General features: G+C 40.9%; 18 protein-coding genes and 1 riboswitch. Of the genes, 9 read left to right on the plus strand and 9 right to left on the minus strand.

Annotated features, from left to right (window positions below; all coding sequences use genetic code 11):
• The first annotated feature begins 313 nt into the window (after window positions 1-313).
• The 5 genes from WC743_RS24340 to WC743_RS24360 all read left to right on the plus strand — a co-directional run bounded on the left by WC743_RS24340 (window position 314) and on the right by WC743_RS24360 (window position 6,059).
• A complete protein-coding gene (locus tag WC743_RS24340; RefSeq protein WP_373016154.1) occupies window positions 314-742 on the plus strand; it encodes an OsmC family protein in 429 nt (142 codons plus the stop codon).
• Window positions 743-763: 21 nt separating this feature from the next.
• Window positions 764-1,945, plus strand: coding sequence for a PLP-dependent aspartate aminotransferase family protein (locus WC743_RS24345; protein ID WP_373016155.1), 1,182 nt, complete (start codon window positions 764-766; stop codon window positions 1,943-1,945).
• 6 nt (window positions 1,946-1,951) lie between these two features.
• Entirely contained in the window at window positions 1,952-2,791 is an 840-nt protein-coding gene (locus WC743_RS24350) for a maleylpyruvate isomerase family mycothiol-dependent enzyme (RefSeq protein ID WP_373016156.1), read from the plus strand.
• Between the two features lie 251 nt (window positions 2,792-3,042).
• Window positions 3,043-4,410, plus strand: coding sequence for an OmpA family protein (locus WC743_RS24355; protein ID WP_373016157.1), 1,368 nt, complete (start codon window positions 3,043-3,045; stop codon window positions 4,408-4,410).
• 167 nt (window positions 4,411-4,577) lie between these two features.
• On the plus strand, window positions 4,578-6,059 hold the full coding sequence (locus WC743_RS24360; protein ID WP_373016158.1) for a rhomboid family intramembrane serine protease: 1,482 nt from the start codon (window positions 4,578-4,580) through the stop codon (window positions 6,057-6,059).
• 6 nt (window positions 6,060-6,065) lie between these two features.
• Here the strand turns inward: WC743_RS24360 and WC743_RS24365 are convergent, their stop codons facing one another.
• From WC743_RS24365 to WC743_RS24375, 3 genes are all read right to left on the minus strand, one after another.
• The gene (locus WC743_RS24365) at window positions 6,066-6,449 is read right to left on the minus strand and encodes an SRPBCC domain-containing protein (protein WP_373016159.1); all 384 of its coding nucleotides are present in this window, start codon (window positions 6,447-6,449) and stop codon (window positions 6,066-6,068) included.
• A gap of 120 nt (window positions 6,450-6,569) precedes the next feature.
• Window positions 6,570-7,520, minus strand: coding sequence for an MlaD family protein (locus tag WC743_RS24370; protein WP_373016160.1), 951 nt, complete (start codon window positions 7,518-7,520; stop codon window positions 6,570-6,572).
• A gap of 23 nt (window positions 7,521-7,543) precedes the next feature.
• On the minus strand, window positions 7,544-8,464 hold the full coding sequence (locus WC743_RS24375) for an N-acetylmuramoyl-L-alanine amidase (RefSeq protein WP_373016161.1): 921 nt from the start codon (window positions 8,462-8,464) through the stop codon (window positions 7,544-7,546).
• Between the two features lie 52 nt (window positions 8,465-8,516).
• Between WC743_RS24375 and WC743_RS24380 the strand changes: the two genes are divergently transcribed.
• The 3 genes from WC743_RS24380 to WC743_RS24390 are packed head-to-tail and all read left to right on the plus strand — an operon-like array spanning window position 8,517 to window position 13,947.
• Entirely contained in the window at window positions 8,517-11,237 is a 2,721-nt protein-coding gene (locus WC743_RS24380; protein WP_373016162.1) for a putative LPS assembly protein LptD, read from the plus strand.
• 3 nt (window positions 11,238-11,240) lie between these two features.
• The gene (locus tag WC743_RS24385; RefSeq protein ID WP_373016163.1) at window positions 11,241-12,488 is read left to right on the plus strand and encodes a competence/damage-inducible protein A; all 1,248 of its coding nucleotides are present in this window, start codon (window positions 11,241-11,243) and stop codon (window positions 12,486-12,488) included.
• A gap of 49 nt (window positions 12,489-12,537) precedes the next feature.
• Window positions 12,538-13,947 (plus strand): dihydrolipoamide acetyltransferase family protein, encoded by a 1,410-nt coding sequence (locus tag WC743_RS24390; RefSeq protein WP_373016164.1) that lies wholly within the window; start codon window positions 12,538-12,540, stop codon window positions 13,945-13,947.
• A 350-nt stretch (window positions 13,948-14,297) separates the two neighbouring features.
• On the opposite strand, the gene WC743_RS24395 is transcribed toward WC743_RS24390, so the two are convergent.
• The 5 genes from WC743_RS24395 to WC743_RS24415 all read right to left on the minus strand — a co-directional run bounded on the left by WC743_RS24395 (window position 14,298) and on the right by WC743_RS24415 (window position 19,863).
• The gene (locus WC743_RS24395) at window positions 14,298-14,729 is read right to left on the minus strand and encodes a hypothetical protein (RefSeq protein ID WP_373016165.1); all 432 of its coding nucleotides are present in this window, start codon (window positions 14,727-14,729) and stop codon (window positions 14,298-14,300) included.
• Window positions 14,730-14,824: 95 nt separating this feature from the next.
• Entirely contained in the window at window positions 14,825-16,033 is a 1,209-nt protein-coding gene (locus tag WC743_RS24400; protein WP_373016166.1) for a glycosyltransferase family 87 protein, read from the minus strand.
• 132 nt (window positions 16,034-16,165) lie between these two features.
• Window positions 16,166-17,401, minus strand: a complete 1,236-nt coding sequence (locus tag WC743_RS24405) for a homoserine dehydrogenase (protein ID WP_373016167.1) — start codon at window positions 17,399-17,401, stop codon at window positions 16,166-16,168.
• The gene (gene metX, locus WC743_RS24410) at window positions 17,401-18,456 is read right to left on the minus strand and encodes a homoserine O-acetyltransferase (RefSeq protein ID WP_373016168.1); all 1,056 of its coding nucleotides are present in this window, start codon (window positions 18,454-18,456) and stop codon (window positions 17,401-17,403) included. The genes WC743_RS24405 and metX overlap by 1 nt, the downstream gene beginning before the upstream one ends.
• 93 nt (window positions 18,457-18,549) lie before the next feature.
• Window positions 18,550-19,863 carry an O-acetylhomoserine aminocarboxypropyltransferase/cysteine synthase family protein gene (locus WC743_RS24415; RefSeq protein ID WP_373016169.1) on the minus strand — a complete coding sequence of 438 codons (1,314 nt, stop codon included), beginning with the start codon at window positions 19,861-19,863 and terminating at the stop codon, window positions 18,550-18,552.
• Window positions 19,864-20,103: 240 nt separating this feature from the next.
• Window positions 20,104-20,215, minus strand: a riboswitch (SAM riboswitch).
• A gap of 305 nt (window positions 20,216-20,520) precedes the next feature.
• Here WC743_RS24415 and WC743_RS24420 point away from each other — a divergent pair.
• The gene (locus tag WC743_RS24420) at window positions 20,521-21,030 is read left to right on the plus strand and encodes a DinB family protein (protein ID WP_373016170.1); all 510 of its coding nucleotides are present in this window, start codon (window positions 20,521-20,523) and stop codon (window positions 21,028-21,030) included.
• On the opposite strand, the gene WC743_RS24425 is transcribed toward WC743_RS24420, so the two are convergent.
• Window positions 21,027-22,142: a PLP-dependent aspartate aminotransferase family protein gene (locus WC743_RS24425; RefSeq protein WP_373016171.1), complete on the minus strand. Its 1,116-nt coding sequence runs from the start codon at window positions 22,140-22,142 to the stop codon at window positions 21,027-21,029. The two genes, WC743_RS24420 and WC743_RS24425, sit on opposite strands and share 4 nt — an antisense overlap.
• Between the last annotated feature and the right edge of the window lie 7 nt (window positions 22,143-22,149).

The following is a 22,149-nucleotide window of genomic DNA, read 5'->3' on the forward strand; positions in this document are numbered from 1 at the left end:
CATCGGTACGGTACCACGCCAGGTTGCGTACCGATGGCACGCTAAAATGTTTAAATATGATCTTTCTACAAAGCTTTAGCACCTAACGGCGCTATTTATAAAAAGCCCGGCTCATTTATGGGACGGATAAATAGGGATACAAGTGGCTTTAGCCAAAATTTAAACAATATTGACAAACTTGTATATACAGTAGAAGTCCGCAGGGACTTTTGGCAGGTAGAATGTCAATCTTGTCTAATCATTTATATCAATAAAGCTTATTCTTATTAATATTTACCTCAAAAACATAACTTAGCGAAATTATTATAACAGCATGCCTACAATAAAACTATCACGCGTTAGCGGCGACTATGGCTTTGAGGCCACCGACGAATACGGACATACCGTAAGAATGGACAGCAGCACTGAAAGTGGCGGCCAAAATTTTGGTGTACGCCCCATGCAAATGCTTTTAATGGGCCTGGGCGGATGCTCGGCCATTGATGTTATTGCAATACTAAAAAAACAGCGCCAGGATGTTGTTGATTACAAAATGGTAATTAGCGGCGAACGCGAAGTTGGTAAAGAACCATCTTTATGGCAACAAGTTGGCCTTGAATTTCACCTGTATGGTAACATTGATGAAGATAAAGCCAATAAAGCCGTTGAACTGTCTCTTAATAAATACTGTTCGGTAGCTGCAACCTTGTACAAGGCCAATGCCGATATTAAATGGAAGGTGATCATTCACCCCGCAGAATAAATTTTATACTACTACACTATTATGTCTCAAGAACTTCATCCTATAACAAAGGCTATACGTATACAAACCGCTAAAACCGGTCAAAGCGAACACTCTACGCCATTATATTTAACCAGCAGCTTTACATTTGATGAGGCCGAAACCATGCGCGCCGCATTTGCTGATGAGAACGATGACAATATTTACAGTCGTTTCAGCAACCCTAACGTTGATGAATTTGTAGCCAAAATGTGCGCCCTTGAAAGTGCCGAAGATGGTTTTGCAACTGCAACCGGTATGAGCGCTGTATTTTCATCGTTTATGGCGCTAATGAAAAGCGGCGACCATTTGTTATGCTGCAGCTCGGTTTTTGGCAGTACCTATACCATTGTAAATAAATATTTGCCGCGTTATGGCATTACCTGCACATTAATACCCGCAGGCGATAAAGACGCATGGGAAGCAGCCGTACAGCCAAATACCAAAATGCTGTTTCTGGAAACGCCAACTAACCCGCAATTAGAAGTGATAGACCTGGAATATGCAGGGCAATTCGCTAAAAAGCATAACCTTATTTTTAATGTAGATAATTGCTTTGCCACGCCTTTATTGCAAAAGCCGGTTGAGTACGGTGCTGATATCATTATCCACTCGGCTACCAAATGGATTGATGGACAGGGCAGGGTATTAGGCGGTGTAATTGTAGGCCGTAAAGATCTGATCCATGAAATATACCTGTTTTGCAGAAATACAGGCCCGGCTATGTCGCCGTTTAATGCATGGGTATTAAGCAAAAGCTTAGAGACACTTGATGTACGTTTGCAAAGGCATTGTGAAAACGCGCTTAAAATTGCTACAGCTTTACAAAGTAACCCAAATGTATCATGGGTAAAATATCCGTTCCTGCCAAGCCATCCGCAGTATGATATTGCTAAAAAACAAATGAAATTAGGTGGTGGTGTATTATGTTTTGAGATAAAAGGCGGAGTTGAGGCAGGCCGTAAGTTCTTAGATTCATTAGAACTGCTTTCGGTAACAGCCAACCTGGGCGATTCGCGCAGTATCGCATCACACCCGGCAAGCACTACCCACTCCAAATTAACTGACCAGGAAAGGGCATCAGTAGGAATAACTCCGGGCCTTATCCGTATATCGGCAGGTTTGGAATATGCAGATGATGTTTTAAATGATATTCAGCAAGCCTTAGAAAAAAGCCGGGGATAAAATTTTATGGAGCAGCTCATACCTATACCAACCCTGCATTTATTTAAGGTGCTGGATGACCTATTGATTGAGCTGCTTACTTCATTATCGCCTGATGACTGGAACAAACCCACGCCTGCCAAATTGTGGACAGTAAAGGATGTTGCCGCGCATTTGCTTGATGGTAACGTGCGCGATATTGCTGCTCTTGATAATTATGCCCCTCCTGTATCGGCACAAATAAATAGCTACCAGGACCTGGTTAATTATTTAAACGAGCTAAATGCGGTTTGGGTGAACGCCATGAAACGGATGAGCCCGCAGCTATTGTTGCAACTGCTAAAAAATACCGGCCCAAAATTCATAGAATATATGCATACGCTTGATCCATTTAAGCCTGCAAGATATTCGGTTGCATGGGCAGGAGAGGAGCAATCCTTAAACTGGTTCCATATTGCAAGGGAGTATACCGAAAAATGGCACCATCAACAACAGATTCGCGAAGCGGTAAGTAAAAAACCTGCTTTAATGACCCGCGAGTTATTTTATCCCTGCATTGCAACGTTTATGTGTGCACTGCCCCATGCTTACAGGAATATTCCCGCCCAAACCGGAACAGCTATTAGTTTTACCATAAGCGGAGAGGCTGGCGGTACCTGGGTATTGCAAAAAGATGATAACGGCTGGCAGTTACAAAATAATATTTCTGTTGCTGAAAGTGCTGCTCAAATCACTATCCCACCAGATATAGCCTGGAAACTTTTCACCAAAGCGATATTGCCCGCAACAGCAATAGAGGGCTCAACTATAAAAGGAAATAACAATTTAGCTACCGGCATATTTAATATGGTTTCAGTTATGGCATAATATAAAATATGTATAGTTTTAAAGTCATTTATTATATATTTAGTAGTATTTGATGCACTGATTATTTATTTGAAAATATTATTTTGGTTAATTTAAATATGATGATTTTAAATTTCGTTAAAATAAATATTTCATCAGAAATTCACACTAATATTAAAAAAATTAACATTTGGAGTAACTGGCACTAATGTTGAATGGTGGGGTTAGTATCACTATATATAATAGAATACTACTAACTAAAAATCTATAACATGAAACCAAATTTAAAAAAAGTTACGCTATTGTTAACCGGCTTGCTGGTTGGCGGTAAATTATTTGCCCAAACACCTATGGCAGATACTTCGTCTGCAAAAGATTATGTAAAACCATTTTCTCCTGAAAGTTCATTCCGTACATGGTCAATAGGTATCAATGGAGGTATGCTAACGCCATTTACAATATTTGGAAGCAACAGAAACCAAGACTTTGTGCATCCAAAAGCACAATTTGGATATAGCGGTTACGTTAAAAAACAAATTTTGTCGTCTTTTGGTATACAGGCAGATTTCCTGGGCGGTAAGGTAAGCGGCGATTCTGGTCAGCCCGGAACCTTTAATGATTTTGAAACCAAGTTAAATTACGCCGTAAGTTTAAGCGCCAACATAACGCTGGCAAACATTAACTGGCGCCATCAGCAAGGTGCAATACAACCTTATTTAACAGCTGGTTGGGGTTTAATGGCTTACAAACCTACATTAAATGCTAATAGCGGTACTCCAATTGTTTATAAACCCAATAATGAAAGTATTAAAGAAGCTTTTATACCTGTTGGCTTAGGCTTAAAATTCAGATTAGGAACTGGTATTAACCTTGATTTGGGTTACCAGGTTAATTTTGTTCAGTCTGATAATTTTGACGGAAACAAAGTTAATGGCAGCAGCGACAGATTCTCCTATGCGCACGCCGGTTTAGAATTTGCTTTAGGCAAAAGCTCAAAACCACAGTTAGCTACACATAACCCGGTATCTTCTATGCGTACCGAATACTTATGGGAAAACATGAATACCAAAAACCAGCTACAAGCGCAGATAGATGCTCAAAAAGCAGCTAACGATAAGCTTAAAGCCGATTTAGATGCTACCAATGCTAACCTGGCTAAATTTACTGCCGATAGCGATGGTGACGGTGTTCCTGACTTTTATGATAAGTGCCCTAACACACCGGCAGGTACTAAAGTTGATGGCGCCGGCTGTCCTTTACCCGTAAACAAACCGGTTGTAATTGTTACAGAAGCCGACAAGAAAATTGTTAGAGATGCGATCAAAAACCTTGAGTTTGATTTTGGCAAATCTACTATCCGTGCTAAATCATACCCAAGCTTAAACAGGGTAGCAAGCTTATTAACTGAGAAAAACTTCAGCTTAAGATTAGCAGGCCATACTGATAATGTAGGTTCTAATGACGCTAACATGCGTTTATCTAAAGACCGTGCAGAATCAATTAAATCTTACTTAGTTAGCCAGGGTGCTAATGCTTCAAGAATAGAAGCTACCGGTTATGGCGAAACACAGCCAATTGCATCAAACAAAACTGCAAAAGGCCGCCAGGCAAACCGTCGTGTAGAGTTTACCTTATTCTAAACCCTATATAACATATTGCATAAAAAAGCAGCCGCTCCAATTTGGGGCGGCTGCTTTTGTTTTATGTGCAATTCAAAACGTTACAACTCTATATTCCTAATTCTTTTTTTCATATATTTATGTGCTGTTTCACACAAATAGCACCACCTAAACAATCACAATAGCACATGGCAGTAGGCTTTACCCCAAAACACGTGGAGGACCTTCCTCTTGACAATTTAACACCTCAAGAGTTTTTAACCTTAGCTGCCGAAGCTATTAAAAGATTAAATTGGGAGGTAAGTTACATTAGTAATTCCGGATTAATTGCTTACACCAATAATGGTGTGTTCTACCGCAATTTCGAGTTTAAAATAAATATAACAGATGGCTTAGCTAATCTGACCAGCTTATCCCTTAGCAATGGAATGATGGACTTTGGCAAAAACAAGAAGAATATTGCCAACTTCGTCTCAGAATTCAATGAGCTCAGGTTAACACTTAACACTGACGACATAGCTGCTAAATATTTAGAATTAAAAGAAAGCATAACCCCCGAAGAGCAGGATATATTAAAGCTACCGCCGCCAACTACCATGGAGAGCATCAGAGGCTTCTTTGCCTTATTTAAGCCAGTACCGGGATACTATGTTACGCCTATACTCATAAGCCTGAACATTCTAATCTTTGTTCTGATGGCGCTCAATGGTGTAAACATCATGCTGCCAGATAATGAAAGCCTACTAAATTGGGGCGCAAACTTTCGCCCGGTAACACTTGAGGGGCAATGGTGGCGCCTTATCACTAATTGTTTTTTACATATAGGCATTTTACACTTGTTGTTTAACATGTATGCTTTGCTTTATATAGGTATATTACTAGAACCGCATTTAGGCAGGTTAAGGTTTATATCTGCTTATCTATTAACCGGCATTGTTGCCAGTACAACTAGTTTATACTGGCACGAACTTACCATCAGCGCCGGGGCATCGGGTGCGATTTTTGGAATGTATGGCATTTTTCTGGCGCTGCTTTCAACCAACATTATAGAAAAAGCAGCCAGGAAAGCATTGTTAACAAGTATTGGCGTTTTTGTGGTATTTAATTTGATGAACGGCTTAAAGGCCGGTATTGATAACGCCGCACATATAGGGGGCTTGCTCAGCGGTATTATTATAGGTTACATGTTTATTCCGGGTTTAAAACGGCCGGATAGTGGAAGATTAAAAACCTTGCCAATAACTATAGCCACTTCCTTAGTACTGATATCAATTCTTATCGTTTATAAAAAACTCCCTAACGATATTGGCAAATACGATACCCTGATGAAGCAATTTGTGACCAATGAACAGAAAGCGTTGGCAATATTATCTCAGAATGGTGATGGCAAAACCAAACGCCGCATTGCTTACGAATTGAAATACGAAGGCGTACAAATTTGGGATGAAGAAATTAAAGTGATCAGTGAAGCAGAAAAGTTGGACATACCGAACAAGTTTCATCAGCGTAATAAAAAGCTAAAGCAATACTGTTTGCTTCGTATCAAAAGCTATAATCTGATCTATAAATTTATTGACGAGAATACCTATAAATATCAATCGCAGATAGATTCCTGTAATCAGCAAATTGTAGCTATTCTTGGCGACCTTGAAAAAGAGAATAAAGAGTAACTGATTTTATCCTTCAGAAAAGAAATCAGCAAGGTTACCAAAGTAACTATCGTTCCAGCCTTCGGCAATGTCATTAAAATCAGCATCGGGGATGTTGGTATGCCTTAACTCAACCGATGTACCTTGCTTATCATGGTGAAGCTTAATGGTTACAATAGAATCTTCGGCCTGGCCGTCAAAATACCATTGCTGTACAATCTTCTTTCCGGGCTCAAACTCAATGTTCTTACCTACAATGCTGCCTTCCCATAATGAAAATTCAGAACCGGGCTCGGTGGTCATTACTGCGGTTTCACCTGTCCATAATTCTAAAGTTATGGGGTTGGTTAAGGCCATGTATATTTCATCCGGAGTGGCCGGTATCAGGTAATATTTTTTAAGATCTTTCACAGGTGCAATTTAGCAGAAATTTTTGAGGGAGAGAACCTAAACATCCGGCCGTTATTAACACATCTTAACCCCTTGATAGGGGTAAGCAGGCGAGGCCCTCAGATATAATCAGACTATGAATTAATTTCCTTTCTTCCCGCCGCCAAATACCGAAAAATGTACATAACGGCTTGGGTGCGCCTTAATATCAATAAATAAGTTATTAAGGTTATTTGAAGCATCGTTAAGGTTATTGTACATTTTTTTATCGTTCAGCAATAAGCCCAATGAGCCATCTGTACTGTTAACCTTGCTTAAAGTAGTTTGTAATTCGCCTACCGCTTTGTTGGCATTATCTAACGTTTGTTTAATATTTGAGTTAGACAGATCAGTACTGAATTTTTCAAAATTGGTTGCAATACCGTCAAGGTGGGCGGTACTTGTTTTCAAATTACCTGATACGGTTTCGGCATTGCCCATAATGGCATCAATATGGGTGCTTTGCGCACCTACAAGTGCATCAATCTTTTTGGTAGTACCTTCTAATGTTTGTAATGAATTGGCTATGCTGGCAAAGCTGCGGTCTACATTTTTTTGGAAAGCAGGGTTCATTATCTTATTAATGGCCCCTAAAGCCGAATCAACCTTTGACATTAAAACTTCGGCTTTTCTTTGTATCGGCTGCAGGCTTTCGGCCAGGCTGCCTTGTATATCTGCACGCAAAGTATCTTTGTCCTGCGCGTACTCGCGGCTGTTACCTAACTGGAAAACGATAGCCTTACCGCCTAACAGATCGGTGCTTTCTAATTTAGCAAGTGTGTTTGCCGGTATGTTATATTTCGGGTCAATTTTAAATTCAACGGTGGTACGGCCATCTTCGTGCAGCTCCATTTGCGATACCCGGCCAATCTGGAAACCATTCACCAATACGGGTTTTGATACCGTTAAACCTTCAACACTGCGGTATACCGCATAAAATTTGTTTGAACCTGAAAAAACATCGTTCCCTTTTAAAAAGCTGTAACCTAATATTAATATGGTTATAGATACTGCAGTAAGGGCGCCTATTTTGGTTTCGTTAGAGATTTTCAAATTGTAATATTTTAAAGTTTAGTTTAATTAGTGGCTACCTGCTCTAATTGATTTTTGTAATTTGATACCGCCCGCACAATTGAATTAACAATTTCATTTTGCCCGTTTTCTGAGTTCAAATATTCTTCATCGTCGGGGTTATTAATATAACCGGTTTCAACCAATACAGATGGCATTGCACTATGGCAAAGCACAAATATTCCCTGTTCCCTTAGCCCTTCGCTGCGCCTGCCGTCAGTCTGAACAAATTCGTCGTTAATAAAGTTTGCGATATTTACACTTTGTTTGCGGAATTTACGCTTATACTCGTTGGTTAAAATAATAACCATTGGGTCATTCGGGTCCAGTGCATCACCATTAAGATCAGAATCTTCTTCAACCTGGTTATTTTTAATCGCGTTTTCTTCTTCTTTTGACCTATGCAACCCGTAAATAAGCATCAATGCCCCTTTACCTGAGCGGTCTGGCACCCTAACAGTACGATAAACAGGTTTACGCTTCCTGGTTCCAATTCTCTCACGTACTATCCTGTCAGACAAAGAATTACAGTGTATCGAAATAAACAGGTTTCCTTTATTCTGATTAGCTATTTCTGCCCGTCTTTCCCAGGAAACATCATCATCGGTAGTGCGGGTTAAAACGGCTTTTACCCCCGCTACATCTTTTTCAAGCGCTTTTTGCAATTTTAGTGCAATAGCAAGCGTTACATTCCTTTCTGAGGAAAAAGAGCCGGATGCACCACGGGAATAATGGCCCGGCGGTGCACCTTCAGGTTTAATACCATGACCGGGATCAATTATAATAGTTCTGAGCTTGAAGCTGTTAACTACTGTATCTTTTTTTATAGAATGTTCTGATTTAAATGAAAACAACGACAAGCATATTAATAATGCCGAAGAACCAAAAATCATATTTTTCAACCTGTTCAATATTTTATTTTTCATTATGTTTGAACGCTGTTAACTGTACCTGCAAAAATACTATTCATAATCAATTTTGAAATTAGTTAGCCTTTTTTTTCTGTTTGCAATTATATTAATGGTAAATGTTATGGCTTCTGCACGCAGGGGCCATGCTATATTATCTGCTAAAGATACCATTATAAAAATGGATTCCGTTAGGGATAAGAAGCTGTTTAGGCCAAATAAGGCGGCTGCGGCTGCTAAAAAGGCCCCTGCAAATACAGCTTATACCAAAAATGATACTACTAAAAAAAAGGAGCAGCCATTAACGCATGCTACCGCTGTTGACTCATCATACTTTGATCAGGACAACAAAATCTACTACCTATGGGGCAAAGCCCATGTGGTTTATGAGGATTTTGAACTGGATGCCGATTATATCCGTGTTGACCAAAAAAATCATTTAATATTTGCCCGCGGCAGCATCGACCCAAAAACAAAACGTTATGTAGGCAGGCCCCTTGCTAAGTCAAAAAGTGAAAAGCCGGTAGCATCAGACTCCTTACTATTTGATTATAGTACCAAAAAAGGTAAAACCTGGAACCCGGCGACAGAGCAGGAGGGTAACTATATATCCGGCGGGCAGGCTAAGCGTATAAGCGAGGATGAGGTGGCTTACAGGAATGTTATTTTCAGTACCTGCGACCTGCCTATGCCCGATACACACTTTGGTATTGTAATTACACAAGGTATTGGGCAAAAAAACAGGATAATATCAAAACTGGCCTATCTGGAAATTGAGGGCGTTCCGCTGCCGCTTGGTTTACCCTTCGGCTTTTTCCCAAAACCAAATTCACGTACATCCGGCTTTATACTGCCAACTTTTGGCGAAGATGCAAAGCTGGGATTTTACCTGCGTAACTTTGGTTATTACGTTGCCTTAAATGAAAATATTGATGTTACCACTATGGGTACCCTGTTTTCGAGGGGGTCTTATGAAGTAAATTCATCGGCACGTTACTTAAAAAGATATAAATACGGCGGTAACTTAGTATTGAGCTATGGCTCGCACAATTACGGCTTACCAGGCGACCCGCCCCGTAAAGATTTTAATATAACCTGGAGCCACTCACAAGACCCTAACGCCAGCCCGGGGACCACTTTTAGTGCATCTGTAAACGCGGGTACGTCAAGCTATAACCAAAATCAGCGCGGGCAAAACAATTATAACCTGGGTACGCTTACACAAAACAATTTGCGGTCAAGCATATCATACAGCAGGGTTTGGGCAGGTACGCCATTCAATTTAAACGTAAGTTTAGGCCACAGCCAGGATCTAACCAAAAAAACGGTTACGCTGGAGCTGCCCACATTCAGCTTTAACATGTCAACCCTTAGTCCGTTTGATTCAAAAAACAGGGTAGGCGAACAAGCATGGTACCAAAAAATAACAGTTGGTTATAGCCTGGTTGGTACAAACAAACTGAACGATGTACCCGAGGCCGAGCTTTTTAAATCAAACACGTTTTCAAAACGTTTGCAAAATGGTTTCCAGCATACCATACCAATTAGTTTTAATACCAATTTATTAAAGTTTTTTCAGTTTAATACAGGTGCAACTTATATTGAGCGCTGGTATATGCAGAGTATTAACAGGCGGTTTGAGCGGGGTAGTATTGCAGGCCAGGTAGTACCTGTTACCGATACCTTAAGCGGTTTTGTGCGCTCTGGTGAGTATAGCTTAAATGCGGGCCTTTCCACTAAGTTTTTTGGTCAGGCCAACTTTAAAAAGGGAAATTTAATGGCAATAAGGCACGTAACCACGCCATCCATCAGCTTTAGTTATAAGCCGGATTTTGGCGCCCCAAGCTATGGCTATTACAAAACTGCTGTAAGCCCCGCTTCGGTACCATACCCTTACACTACGCAGCGTTACTCCATATTTGAGCAATCTGTATATGGTGGGCCATCAATAGGTAAACAAGCCGGTATTGGTTTTTCACTTGATAATACCATAGAGGCAAAGATGAAAGCAAGGGCCACTGATACATCAGCCACCCCCAGAAAGATACCGATATTGCAAGGTTTATCTATTTCAACTTTTTACAACTTCGCGCAAGATTCCCTTAAACTTTCAGCTATATCCTTTTCAGGCCATACCGCAATACTTAATCAAAAGGTAAATATCAACTTTGGCGGTATACTTGACCCTTATGTGAACCAGGTGCGCGACTCCATTTCAAATGGTAACGTTTTAAATTATGTGAACCGGATAAACCGTTATAGTATCCAGGATGGAAAATTTCCACTGCTCAGCTCCTTCAACCTGTCAATGAGCGGCAGTGTAAATTCAACCACCTTTAAACCAAAGCCAAGACAGCAGCAGTATGGTACAGATCTGCAGCATATGACACCAGAACAAACACAAAAACTTAACCTTATAAACGGCGATCCGTCACAGTATATTGATTTTAACATCCCCTGGAACGTGTCTGTTAATTACAGTTTTAATTATCAAAACAACGTTACAAGCACAAACTCAAGTAATACCATCATGGTAAGCGGCGATGTGAGTTTAACGCAAAAGTGGAAAGTACAATACAATACTACGTATGATTTAAAAGCACGCCAGTTAAGCAGTGCTACCTCTTTTGCCATTTACCGCGATCTGCATTGCTGGGACCTGTCAATACAATGGCTGCCATTTGGCTACTATAAGTCATATAATGTTACAATAAAAGTTAAAGCTTCTATTTTGCAGGATCTTAAACTAAGTAAGAGGAGCGATTACAGCAACAACCAATCTTTTAATTAAAAAATGCTTGCAGAAATAATAACCATAGGCGATGAAATACTTATAGGGCAAATTGTTGATACAAACTCTGCCTGGATGGCTGCAAAACTTAATAAAGAAGGCATCAGTGTAAAGCAGATCTCGTCGGTATCTGATAACAGGGAACATATACTTACCGCACTGGCAGAAGCCGCAACACGTGCTGATATAATTTTAATAACCGGCGGGTTGGGGCCAACTAAAGACGATATTACCAAAAAAACACTGGCCGAATATTTTAATGTGGGACTGGTTTTAAATGAAAGCGTCCTGGCTAACGTGGAGAATATTTTTAAAAAATACAACCGCCCCCTGCTTGAAGTGAACCGTAAACAAGCCGAAGTACCTGAAAACTGTGAAGTGATCATGAACAACAATGGCACCGCACCGGGAATGTGGTTTAATGATAAAGGGAAAATATACGTTTCAATGCCGGGTGTGCCTTTTGAAATGAAATACATGATAGAGGAGCAGGTAATACCGAAGCTGAAAGCGACATTAAAACTCCCGGTTATCATCCATAAAACAATCCTTACGGTTGGCGAAGGAGAATCTTTCCTGGCCGAAAAGATAGCCGACATTGAAGATTCACTTCCTGCAAATATTAAGTTGGCTTACCTGCCTAAAATGGGCCAGGTACGTTTAAGGCTTAGCGCTTATGGCGATAATGAAACCGAGCTTAAAGACAAAATTGATGAGTTTGCGCAAAAAATAGTTGAGCGGGTAGGCGTAAACGTAGTAACACAGGAAGATATACCGCTTGAAAAAGTGGTACTGAATTATATGGCTGAAAAGGGCCTTACTTTAACAGCCGCAGAAAGTTGCACCGGCGGATATATATCCCACCTGATAACCCAGCATGCAGGGTCATCGCAGGTGTTTTTAGGTGCTGCGGTATCTTATGCCTACGAATTAAAAGAGCGTATTTTAGGCGTTAAAAACGAAACCCTTTGGCAGCATGGCGCTGTTAGCCGCGAAACTGCTAAAGAAATGGTTGAAGGCGCTTTGCTCAACTTCAAATCTGATTATGCCGTGGCGGTTACCGGTATTGCCGGCCCGGGAGGCGGTACGGAAGACAAACCGGTGGGTACTGTGTGGATAGCGGTGGCAAATGCGAACAAAACCGTGGTTAAAAAATTCACGTTTGGTAATAAGCGCCTTCAAAACATTGAAAGGACTGCTGTAGCAGCATTTTTTATGTTGATTACTTTACTCAGAGAAAGTGAAGAATAAAAGTTTGAAATTTTTCTAACTTTGTCCGAACCAACTATATTTTTTGTGTATGGCCAGATACCAGTTATTAATGCCGAAAATGGGAGAAAGTGTTGCAGAGGCAACTATAATTAAATGGACTAAAAGTCCGGGAGATTATATTGAAGCAGATGAGGCAGTGATGGAAATTGCAACCGATAAGGTTGACTCCGAAGTTCCGTCGCCGGTATCAGGTAAACTAATTGAGCAGCTTTGTAAAGAAGACGATGTTGTACAGGTAGGAGCAGTAATTGCTATTATTGAAACCGATAGTGCCGACAGCAACGAAACCGCGCAAACAGCCCCGGCTCCCCAGGCTAAGGAACAAGCACCATCAACACCGGTACCAGAAACAGCTAAACCAGCTGAACAGCCTGTGGCTGAATTAATTGCAGACCTGCCCGGCATTAGCCAGTTAACGCAAACCGTGCCAATACCACAAAGCAATGGTGTTAAATACCAAAATCGTTTTTACTCGCCTTTGGTTAAAAATATAGCCGTACAGGAAGGTATTGATACTGATGAGTTAGACGCTATACCAGGTACAGGGGCAGAGGGCCGCTTAACCAAAGATGACCTGCTTGAGTTTATTCACAAACGTGGCTCAAGGGTTGCAACTTCGCCAGAATCACAACCGGAGACACAGCCCGAGATAATGAAATATGCCGTGCCACAGCAAACGGCAACAAATACACCTGCCCCTCAGCCAAAACCTGCTACATCTGTTTCAGGAGGTGATGAGATAATTGAGATGGACAGGATGCGCAAACTTATTGCCGAGCATATGGTAATGAGCAAGCATACATCGCCGCATGTAACCTCGTTTATTGAGGTAGATGTTACCGATCTGGTACAATGGCGCGAAAAAGTAAAAAACGTATTTGAAAAGCGCGAAGGCGAAAAAATAACCTTCACACCAATATTTATAGAGGCCGTTGTAAAAGCGATAAAAGAACTTCCGATGATAAATGTTTCGGTTAACGGAACGCAGATCATCAAGAAAAAGGATATCAACATTAGCATGGCAACAGCGCTGCCAAGCGGCAACCTGATAGTGCCTGTAATTAAACGGGCCGATCAGTTAAACCTGTTGGGTATAACCAAAGCGGTAAATGATTTGGCTAACCGCGCCCGCAATAATAAGCTGCAGCCTGATGATGTTAAGGATGGCACTTTTACAATTACTAACGTAGGCACATTTGGCAACGTTATGGGTACGCCAATTATTAACCAGCCGCAGGTAGCTATATTAGCTGTAGGTGCAATTAAAAAGAAACCCGCCGTTATTGAAACGCCGCATGGTGATGCAATAGCTATCAGGCACATGATGTTCCTTTCGTTATCTTATGACCATAGGGTTGTAGATGGCGCACTGGGCGGCATGTTTATAAAAAAGGTAGCCGACTACCTTGAAAAATGGGATTTAAACAGGAGCATATAATTAACAAAATGATCCTACATAAAATAGAAAAGGCCCAATTAACCCAATGTCTTTATTTAAGTATAAACCCCATCGGGGTTAAAGCTTTGTAGAAAATAATCAAATCGTAATACCGTGCCATCGGTACGGAACTACGCCAGGTTGCGTACCGATGGCACGCTAAAATGTTTAATTATGATTTTCTACAAAGCTTTAGCACCTAACGGCGCTATTTATAAAAGTATATCTCCTTAAATAATGACATTGCCATAAATGGGCCTTTTCTATTTTATAGCTTGTTTGATTTTTTGCTGCTTTTGCAGTAGCTAAGGTCTACTTTGTTTCTTCGGGGAAGTGTCTCAATTTGAAATTTAACTTTCACTCGTAGCCTCAACCCCATACCGTATTGCTGCTTCAAGTATATCAATATTTATATCCTTTAGCGTTTTAAATTTAATGCAATACCCGGTCACGCTCGCCTTGCCAAGTTCTTTCCCATACGTTTGGGCTAAGTAACTCTTATCCTTGATACCGAGAATATATACGGAGATTCCGGTTGTGTTTGCGCTCAAACCAATTTGAAAAAAATCCCTGGTCTTTCCATCAGCATATTTTATGGTGTAAAATCCATAACCTATATTAGGGTTGCTAACCGTTTTATTTTCGCTGTTTTTACCATTGTCGAACCATAATTTACAACCTGGTAAAACTTGAAGTATATGATGGTGCAACGCTTGCATATCATCACGCTTTGGTTCAGGTTGGCTGGTAATATACTCTTTGATTTGTTCTTGTACGTCCATATTAAATGATGGGTTGCTTACTTTGCCTTTTCAAATCTCGCTTTATTTTTAATTACTCACTAATTTCAAACTGAGACATTATCACTTATTTGATTTTATGCTGCTTTTGCAGTAGCTAAGGTCCACTTTGTTTCTTCGGGGAAGCTTTTGAACTCCCTGGTTAGCATTTCATAAACAATTTTTAACCATATCATTAAACAGGGCAGTACATTCAAATAGTACGGCAGCACATAGTTAACCCTCAGGTATCGCGGGAAAAGATCTGATGGTGAAAAGTTGGTTAACACCAATGCGAATATGAGCAGGAAACGTTCGTATCCTGTAATTGGCCTGTCTAAATTCACATACCAGATACTTACGCCAATAAAAGCTATTATATAGGTTGGCGGCTCAGAACTGGAGCTAAAAATTATTGAAAAAATTAATGTTGATGCTACCAGCAGTAATTGATACTGTAAATTTCGCCAGTATTTTATCCTCGTCATTGTCAGTGCAAACAAGATCATGCCCGGAATTAATACCGCGAGTGTTGGAAAATTAGGAATATTAAAGATCCTGCTTATCATCCCCATTACACATACGTATGCCCTGGTTGATACCATGTTGGCCGCGTTTTTCGCAACCAGGTCTGGATACCAGTCCTGGTAAGTTTTTATGATAAACGCCGGCGATGATAATGCCATTGGCAATACAAATAGCACTACCGACCAAAATAGGAGGCTCAAAATCAGCTTCACTTTATTATCCGAAAAGAAAAAGAAAGCCAAACCAACAACGCCATACAGCTTAATTGCCGTTCCCAATACAATCATAAGGGCGGCCCAAAAGTCCTGTTTATTCCTTATAAATATAAAACTGAAGAGTACAAAAGCAATTATTAACGGGTTTACCTGTACCTGGCCCGATGAACCCATCATACTATTAATGTTCAGCAATAAAAGCACCGTTTTTTGCAGATCGGTTAGTGGCAGCTTTATAATAGCGTAATATAACGACCAGGCCAAAAATAATACCCACAGTGTTACCCCCAGTTCATCGGGTAATAAAGCAAAAGGTGCTATAACCAATGCAAAAACAGGCCCGTAATGGTTCAAATCAAAATAGTACTGTGGTTCGGGCCCAAACAAACTATGCTGATGGATGAGGTTTAAAAAGTTATGTTTATAAATAATGTAGTTGTTGTAATTGCTTGATTTACTGCCACTGTAAACGAGTATCCCTTTTACAATTGTAAACAAGCTAAGGCCAAACCACAGGCTAAGAATAAACGGTTTACTTAGGATGATCTTTTGGAGTCGAAGCATTTTATGATAGGCGTATTTGCTGCGATAAACATACATAAAGGCTATAACATACCGAAACTGTAACGGAATTTATAGAAATGCAAAAGGCTTCCTTTACGGGAAGCCTTTTGTTTAAACAGCCAAAAGAATCTACTAAAAAACTTCGGCTGCCTGTTTTTTTGCCGATGCCAAACTGACCCCCGTTAGTTGATCGGCAAAGGCAACAAATGCCTTATTATCTGTTATACGTTGTTGGTTGTCGATAAGTTTCTGCAAATTGATTTTTCCGATAACAAATTTGTAATTACCAGAGTAAAAACGCTCCTGTATATGCTCAAAATCAAGCGCTTCAACAAGGCTTTCATCTTCATAACGCAAATAAATATTTATTTCTACGTTGTTTGTAAATTGCAGGTCGTTAACCTCTTTAGCCTTTTTATATTCGTACTGGTAGTTGTAACGCAGCGCTGCGATATCAGATAATACAGCAGAACCGGTAGGGTGGCCGCCCGCACCTTTCCCAAAGAAAAATTGCTGATCAGCAAAGGCGGCTTGCACAGTTACCCCATTGTATTCATACTCTACATTGTATAAAAACTCTGTTTCGTTAACAAACTTGGGCAACACAAACAAGGTAACGTGGCGGTCATCCAACTCTTTGGCAACCGGTACCAGTTTTATTTTTAATTTCTTTTCGCGGGCATACTGCAGGTCATTTGCTGATAGGTTTTGTATCCCGATGTTCAGTACGTCCTCTGGTTTAATAATAACACCATAGGCGTGTGCTGCAGCTATTATTAGTTTGTATTTAGCATCAAAACCGCCTACATCCATAGTAGGGTCGGTTTCTGCAAAGCCAAGTTCCTGGGCCTGTTTAAGGGCGGTGTCATAATCCAGCCCTTCAAGGTATCCTTTTGACAAAATATAATTTGATGATCCGTTGAAAATACCGCTTATGGAGTGCAGTAGTTCGTTATCATAATATTCTTCCAGGTTACGAATTATAGGGATACTGCCGCAAACCGAACCTTCATACAATAATGATGTGCCGTACTTATGCTGCAGATCAATCAGTTCTTTCAGATAAGTAGCTATCATTTTTTTACTGGCCGATACTACATTTTTGCCGGAGCTTAACGCCCGCGATACTATCTCAAATGCGGCTTCGGTGTCATTTATTAACTCAACAACGGTGTTAATTTCCGGGTTGTTCAGTATTTCGTCCCGGTTGGTTGTGAAAAGTTCCCTGGGCAGTGAGCGTTCTTTATCAGCATTTTTTATACCGATCTTAACTATCTCCAGGTTCAGGTGTTTGGTTTTTATGATATCATATAATCCCTGGCCTACAACTCCAAATCCGAAGAGGCCTATGTTCAGTTTCTTACTCATTAAGCAATTTTTTGCAATTCAATAATTTTTCCTTTTACATCAGTTTTAAAAAACGATGTTATAATTTTTGTTAACGCTTCTGTTTCAATTAAAAATCCATCGTGCCCGTAAAACGAGTCGATCTCGGCAAATGCCGATTTTTGTATATGCCTGAACAGGTATTGCTGCTCCTCAATAGGGAACAATACATCAGACTGTATGCCTATAACCAGTGTGCGTGCTTTTACCAGGCTCAATGCTTTATCAACACCATGCCTGCCGCGGCCCACGTTATGCGAATCCATCGCTTTTGAAAGGTACCAATAGCTATAAGCATTAAATCTGTTAACCAGTTTTTGCCCCTGATAGTTTTGATAGCTTGCAGCTTTAAAATTATCTAAAGTGCTATCCTGTTCTTCCTGCTGGGTTATTCCGTAGGTTTTATAATTACGATAGGATAGGAGCGCTATACTGCGGGCGGCTTTTAAACCCTTGCTGCCACCATCAGGCGCGCCGGCATAAAAAGTACGGTCGGCAGATATGGCCAAACGCTGCGACTCATTAAAGGCAATACCCCATGGCGAATGATTGGCATTGCTTGCAATCAATATCAGGTTTTTGATGCGTTCCGGATCAGATATACTCCACTCCAGCGCTTGCTGGCCGCCTAAAGATCCGCCTAAAAGAATCTCAATATGCGCTATCTCCAAATGATCTGCCAGTAACTGATGTGCTTTAACCATATCCCTGATAGTAAATTCAGGAAACGCCAGATAATAAGGCTGACCGGTAGCCGGGTTAATACTTAACGGGTTAAACGTTCCGTAAGGCGAGCCCAAAACATTGGCACAAATAATAAAATACTCATCGGGGTTAAAGTGGTCATTGGGGCCAAATAAGCCTTTCCACCAGTCAAACACATCAGAATTTGCAGTGAGGGCATGGCATACCCAAACTACATTATCCCGATTTGTATTTAGGGTGCCATAGGTATTATAACCTATTTGCAAACCCTGCAGTTTTGTGCCAGATTCCAGCTCAAACGCGCCGGTATATGTAAAATTTTCTAAACTCATTTTGGATCTTTTGTTATTTGGGAGCAGTTAATTAAATCAACTACTCCCTCATAACATCAATAAAACTAATAAAAACTAAAAAACTAAAAAAATCTATACTAATTCCGGCTGTTTTATACTGGCAAATGCCTGTACAAAATCAGCTTTAATATCATCAATATGCTCAATACCTACAGCTATACGCAATTGGGTAGGGGTAACACCGGCAGCAAGCTGTTCAATTTCTGATAACTGCTGGTGCGTGGTGGCCGATGGCTGAATGATCAGTGTTTTTGCATCGCCCACATTAGCCAGGTGACTTACCAGTTTAAGGTTGTTAATTACAGCGCTTGCCTGTTCCTTATCTCCTTTTAACTCAAAAGACAGCACAGCGCCAAACCCATTTTTTAAATACTTTTTGGCAAGGGTATGGTATGGCGATGATTCCAATCCCGGATAGTTCACTTTTGCTATAAGCGGATGTTGCTCAAGCCATTTAGCTAATTCAAGCGCGTTATCTACATGGCGTTGTACACGTAACGACAGGGTTTCTAAGCCCTGCAGGTTTAGCCATGAATTAAATGGCGATTGTGCCGGCCCAAAATCACGCAGGCCTTCAACCCGTGCACGAATAATAAACTGGATGTTACCAAAATCGCTCCCGATGCCAAACACATCATTAAACACTAAACCATGGTAACCTTCAGATGGCTCCGTGAACTGCGGATATTTTCCATTGCCCCAGTTATAATTACCACCATCAACAATAACACCGCCTATGCAGGTACCATGACCGTTTATCCACTTGGTGGTTGATTCTACAACCACATGCGCGCCATGCTGTAGTGGCTTGAACAGGTATCCGCCGGCGGCGAAAGTATTATCAACAATTAAAGGCAGGTCATACTTATTTGCCAGGGCTGCCAGCTTTTCAAAATCGGGGATACTAAAGCCGGGGTTACCAATTGTTTCGGTAAAAATGGCTTTTGTTTTATCATCTATCAGCTTCTCAATGTTTTCCGCTGTATCGTCTTTGGCAAAACGTACCTCAATACCCAGGCGTTTAAAGGCAACTTTAAACTGGTTATAAGTACCGCCATACAGGAAAGGGGAGGTTACAAAGTTATCGCCTACCTGTAGAATATTGTTAAGCGCTATAAATTGCGACGCCTGGCCCGATGCCGTCGCCAAAGCCGCTACACCGCCTTCAAGAGCGGCAATACGCTTCTCAAAAACATCGGTAGTGGGGTTCATTAAACGGGTATAAATAAAACCAAACTCCTTTAACGCGAACAGGTTTGCACCGTGCTCTGCACTGTTAAAAACGTAAGAAGTAGTTTGGTACAAGGGCACGGCGCGTGCACCTGTTGTAGGGTCAACTTCCTGACCGGCGTGTACTTGCAGGGTTTCAAATTTTAGGTTAGACATAATATCATTTGTTTAGATTTAAGAATGATTGGTTACAATGAATTACAAACAGGATAAAACTATCCTAAGGGAATCACGTATTTTTCAGGAAAACAGAAAAAGGGAACGTGTATGTAAAATCAACAGCAGCAGCAACACATACAAATACAGCCAAAGGGTTGGTTGTATAATAAAGACTTACCCTTCTGGGTATCTACTGTATTTTGTTGTGCTAAATAAATCAAACTTTTCATGATTAAAAATTTATATCCCCCGGTTAACTATTCTCCGGGACAGGAATTGGCACCTTCTCCACCTTGGAGGGTTGCCAGCGGGTTTTCGAGCCTGATCTCTCGCCGCTTCTTTATAAACCAAAATCCTTGTGAGGGGAATTGATCAAGGGTATTGCTACCAAATAATGTTCCAAATATAGAGTAAACGGGATTTATATTCCAAATTTAATTTTAATTTTATTGTAAAGATGACAGAAGTTAGTGTTTTTTATTATTCTGATATAGTCACGCAAAGACGCTAAGACGCAATGTAATCATCATAAACTTCTTAGCGCCTTTGCGTCTTTGCGTGAAAAAGATGTCCTGATCCGTCTTCTATTTGCCGTTTTTACACTTGATGGATTATCTTATTTGTATTTAAATTTGACCGAACAAATTTTAAAACATGTCGGCCAAAAAAACACTACTAGCCCAGTACGATCTGCACATTTTATTGTTTAACAATGCTATTAAAGGCATTAGCGATGAGGAAGCCAACCAAAATTTAGGAGCCGGTTTAAACACTGTTAAATGGTTAGCCGGGCACTTATTATGGAACGAAGGCAGCCTGGCCAATATAGGCGGTACAAAGGTTATAATTCCCTGGGCTGATCATTTTTATTCGACAGAGGGCGCAACAGACGAAGACCTTAACGCGCCTAAAAGTGAACTGCCAACGTTAGAAATGATAAAAAATAAATGGAACGAAATTTCGCCTGCCATACGGGCCGGTTTGGCAAATTTATCTGACGAAGCACTTGATACCACAGTGGATATACCACACCCTATACACCGGTTTAATGATACACTTGCGGGCTTATGGGCTTTTACCAACCATCATCAGGCTTATACAATTGGCCAAATAGCCGCGCTAAGGCGGGGCTTGGGCAAACCCGGGATGAGCTATGGCGGTTAGGCCAGTGCCTGTTCCAGGTCAGCTATCAGGTCATCAATATGCTCTAATCCAACTGATACCCTCAAAAGGTTAAAAGGCGTTTTAGTATCCGGCCCTTCAACAGAAGCACGGTGTTCTATCAGGCTTTCCACACCGCCTAAACTGGTAGCTTGGGTAAATATTTTAACCGCGTTCACTACCTTTTTTGCTTTTTCTTCACCGCCTTTTAAGGTGAATGAAAACACTGCACCATAACCTGTCATTTGTGCTTTGGCAATAGCGTATTGCGGATGCGATTGCAAGCCGGGGTACATTACTTTCTCCACCCGCGGATGGTTCTCTAAAAATTCGGCAAGTAGCTGTGCATTATGCACATGGCCGCGTACACGGTAGGGCAGGGTTTTAATACTGCGGATTAAATAATAACAGTCCATAGGTGAGGGGATGGCGCCGCCCATAGTTTGTACATCGCGGATCCTTTCCCATAACCCGTCCTTTTCTCTGGTGATGAGTGCGCCGCCCATTAAATCGCTGTGGCCGCCAAAGTATTTTGTGGCGGAGTGCATTACCATATCGGCACCCAAAGCCAGTGGCTGCTGGCAAAGCGGGGTAGCAAAGGTATTATCGCAAACAACTTTAAGGTTATGCCCGGCAGCTATGGCAACCACTTGTTTTATATCTGTTATTTTTAATAACGGGTTTGATGGTGTTTCAATCCATATTAAGCCGGTATTGGGTTTAATATGCGCTTTTAGTACTTCAGCATCGTTTACGTCAATAAAATCAAATTCCAAGATCCCTGCAAAAAGCATTTTTATTTGATTGCGCAGGCCGTGGTACATATCATCAGGGCAAATAATATGTGTGCCCGGCTGTAATGCCTGAAAAACCGACATGCCTGCCGCGTTGCCTGATGAAAAAGCCGCTGCATCGGCACCATTCTCCAGTTTAGCCAATACATTTTCTAAAGCGGTACGGTTAGGGTTGGCCGCACGGCTGTATGAATAGCCAGAATCATAGCCACCCTCGTGGTTACGCTCAAACGTGGTAGACATAACTATTGGTTGTATTACCGCCTTTGATGTTTCATCAACCTGGTTCCCGGCGTGTATGGCAATGGTTTCTATTTTCATAATGTAA

Origin of the sequence: Mucilaginibacter sp. (assembly GCF_041660805.1) — a bacterium.
Taxonomy (GTDB): Bacteria; Bacteroidota; Bacteroidia; order Sphingobacteriales; family Sphingobacteriaceae; genus Mucilaginibacter.

Excerpts from the sequence above, each read along its gene's own strand:
- WC743_RS24340 (WP_373016154.1), top strand. The coding sequence starts at position 314 with ATGCCTACAATAAAACTATCACGCGTTAGCGGCGACTATGGCTTTGAG.
- WC743_RS24345 (WP_373016155.1), top strand. The coding sequence starts at position 764 with ATGTCTCAAGAACTTCATCCTATAACAAAGGCTATACGTATACAAACC.
- WC743_RS24350 (WP_373016156.1), top strand. The coding sequence starts at position 1,952 with ATGGAGCAGCTCATACCTATACCAACCCTGCATTTATTTAAGGTGCTG.
- WC743_RS24355 (WP_373016157.1), top strand. The coding sequence starts at position 3,043 with ATGAAACCAAATTTAAAAAAAGTTACGCTATTGTTAACCGGCTTGCTG.
- WC743_RS24360 (WP_373016158.1), top strand. The coding sequence starts at position 4,578 with ATGGCAGTAGGCTTTACCCCAAAACACGTGGAGGACCTTCCTCTTGAC.
- WC743_RS24375 (WP_373016161.1), bottom strand. The coding sequence starts at position 8,464 with ATGAAAAATAAAATATTGAACAGGTTGAAAAATATGATTTTTGGTTCT.
- WC743_RS24385 (WP_373016163.1), top strand. The coding sequence starts at position 11,241 with ATGCTTGCAGAAATAATAACCATAGGCGATGAAATACTTATAGGGCAA.
- WC743_RS24390 (WP_373016164.1), top strand. The coding sequence starts at position 12,538 with ATGGCCAGATACCAGTTATTAATGCCGAAAATGGGAGAAAGTGTTGCA.
- WC743_RS24395 (WP_373016165.1), bottom strand. The coding sequence starts at position 14,729 with ATGGACGTACAAGAACAAATCAAAGAGTATATTACCAGCCAACCTGAA.
- WC743_RS24400 (WP_373016166.1), bottom strand. The coding sequence starts at position 16,033 with ATGCTTCGACTCCAAAAGATCATCCTAAGTAAACCGTTTATTCTTAGC.
- WC743_RS24405 (WP_373016167.1), bottom strand. The coding sequence starts at position 17,401 with ATGAGTAAGAAACTGAACATAGGCCTCTTCGGATTTGGAGTTGTAGGC.
- metX (WP_373016168.1), bottom strand. The coding sequence starts at position 18,456 with ATGAGTTTAGAAAATTTTACATATACCGGCGCGTTTGAGCTGGAATCT.
- WC743_RS24415 (WP_373016169.1), bottom strand. The coding sequence starts at position 19,863 with ATGTCTAACCTAAAATTTGAAACCCTGCAAGTACACGCCGGTCAGGAA.
- WC743_RS24420 (WP_373016170.1), top strand. The coding sequence starts at position 20,521 with ATGTCGGCCAAAAAAACACTACTAGCCCAGTACGATCTGCACATTTTA.
- WC743_RS24425 (WP_373016171.1), bottom strand. The coding sequence starts at position 22,142 with ATGAAAATAGAAACCATTGCCATACACGCCGGGAACCAGGTTGATGAA.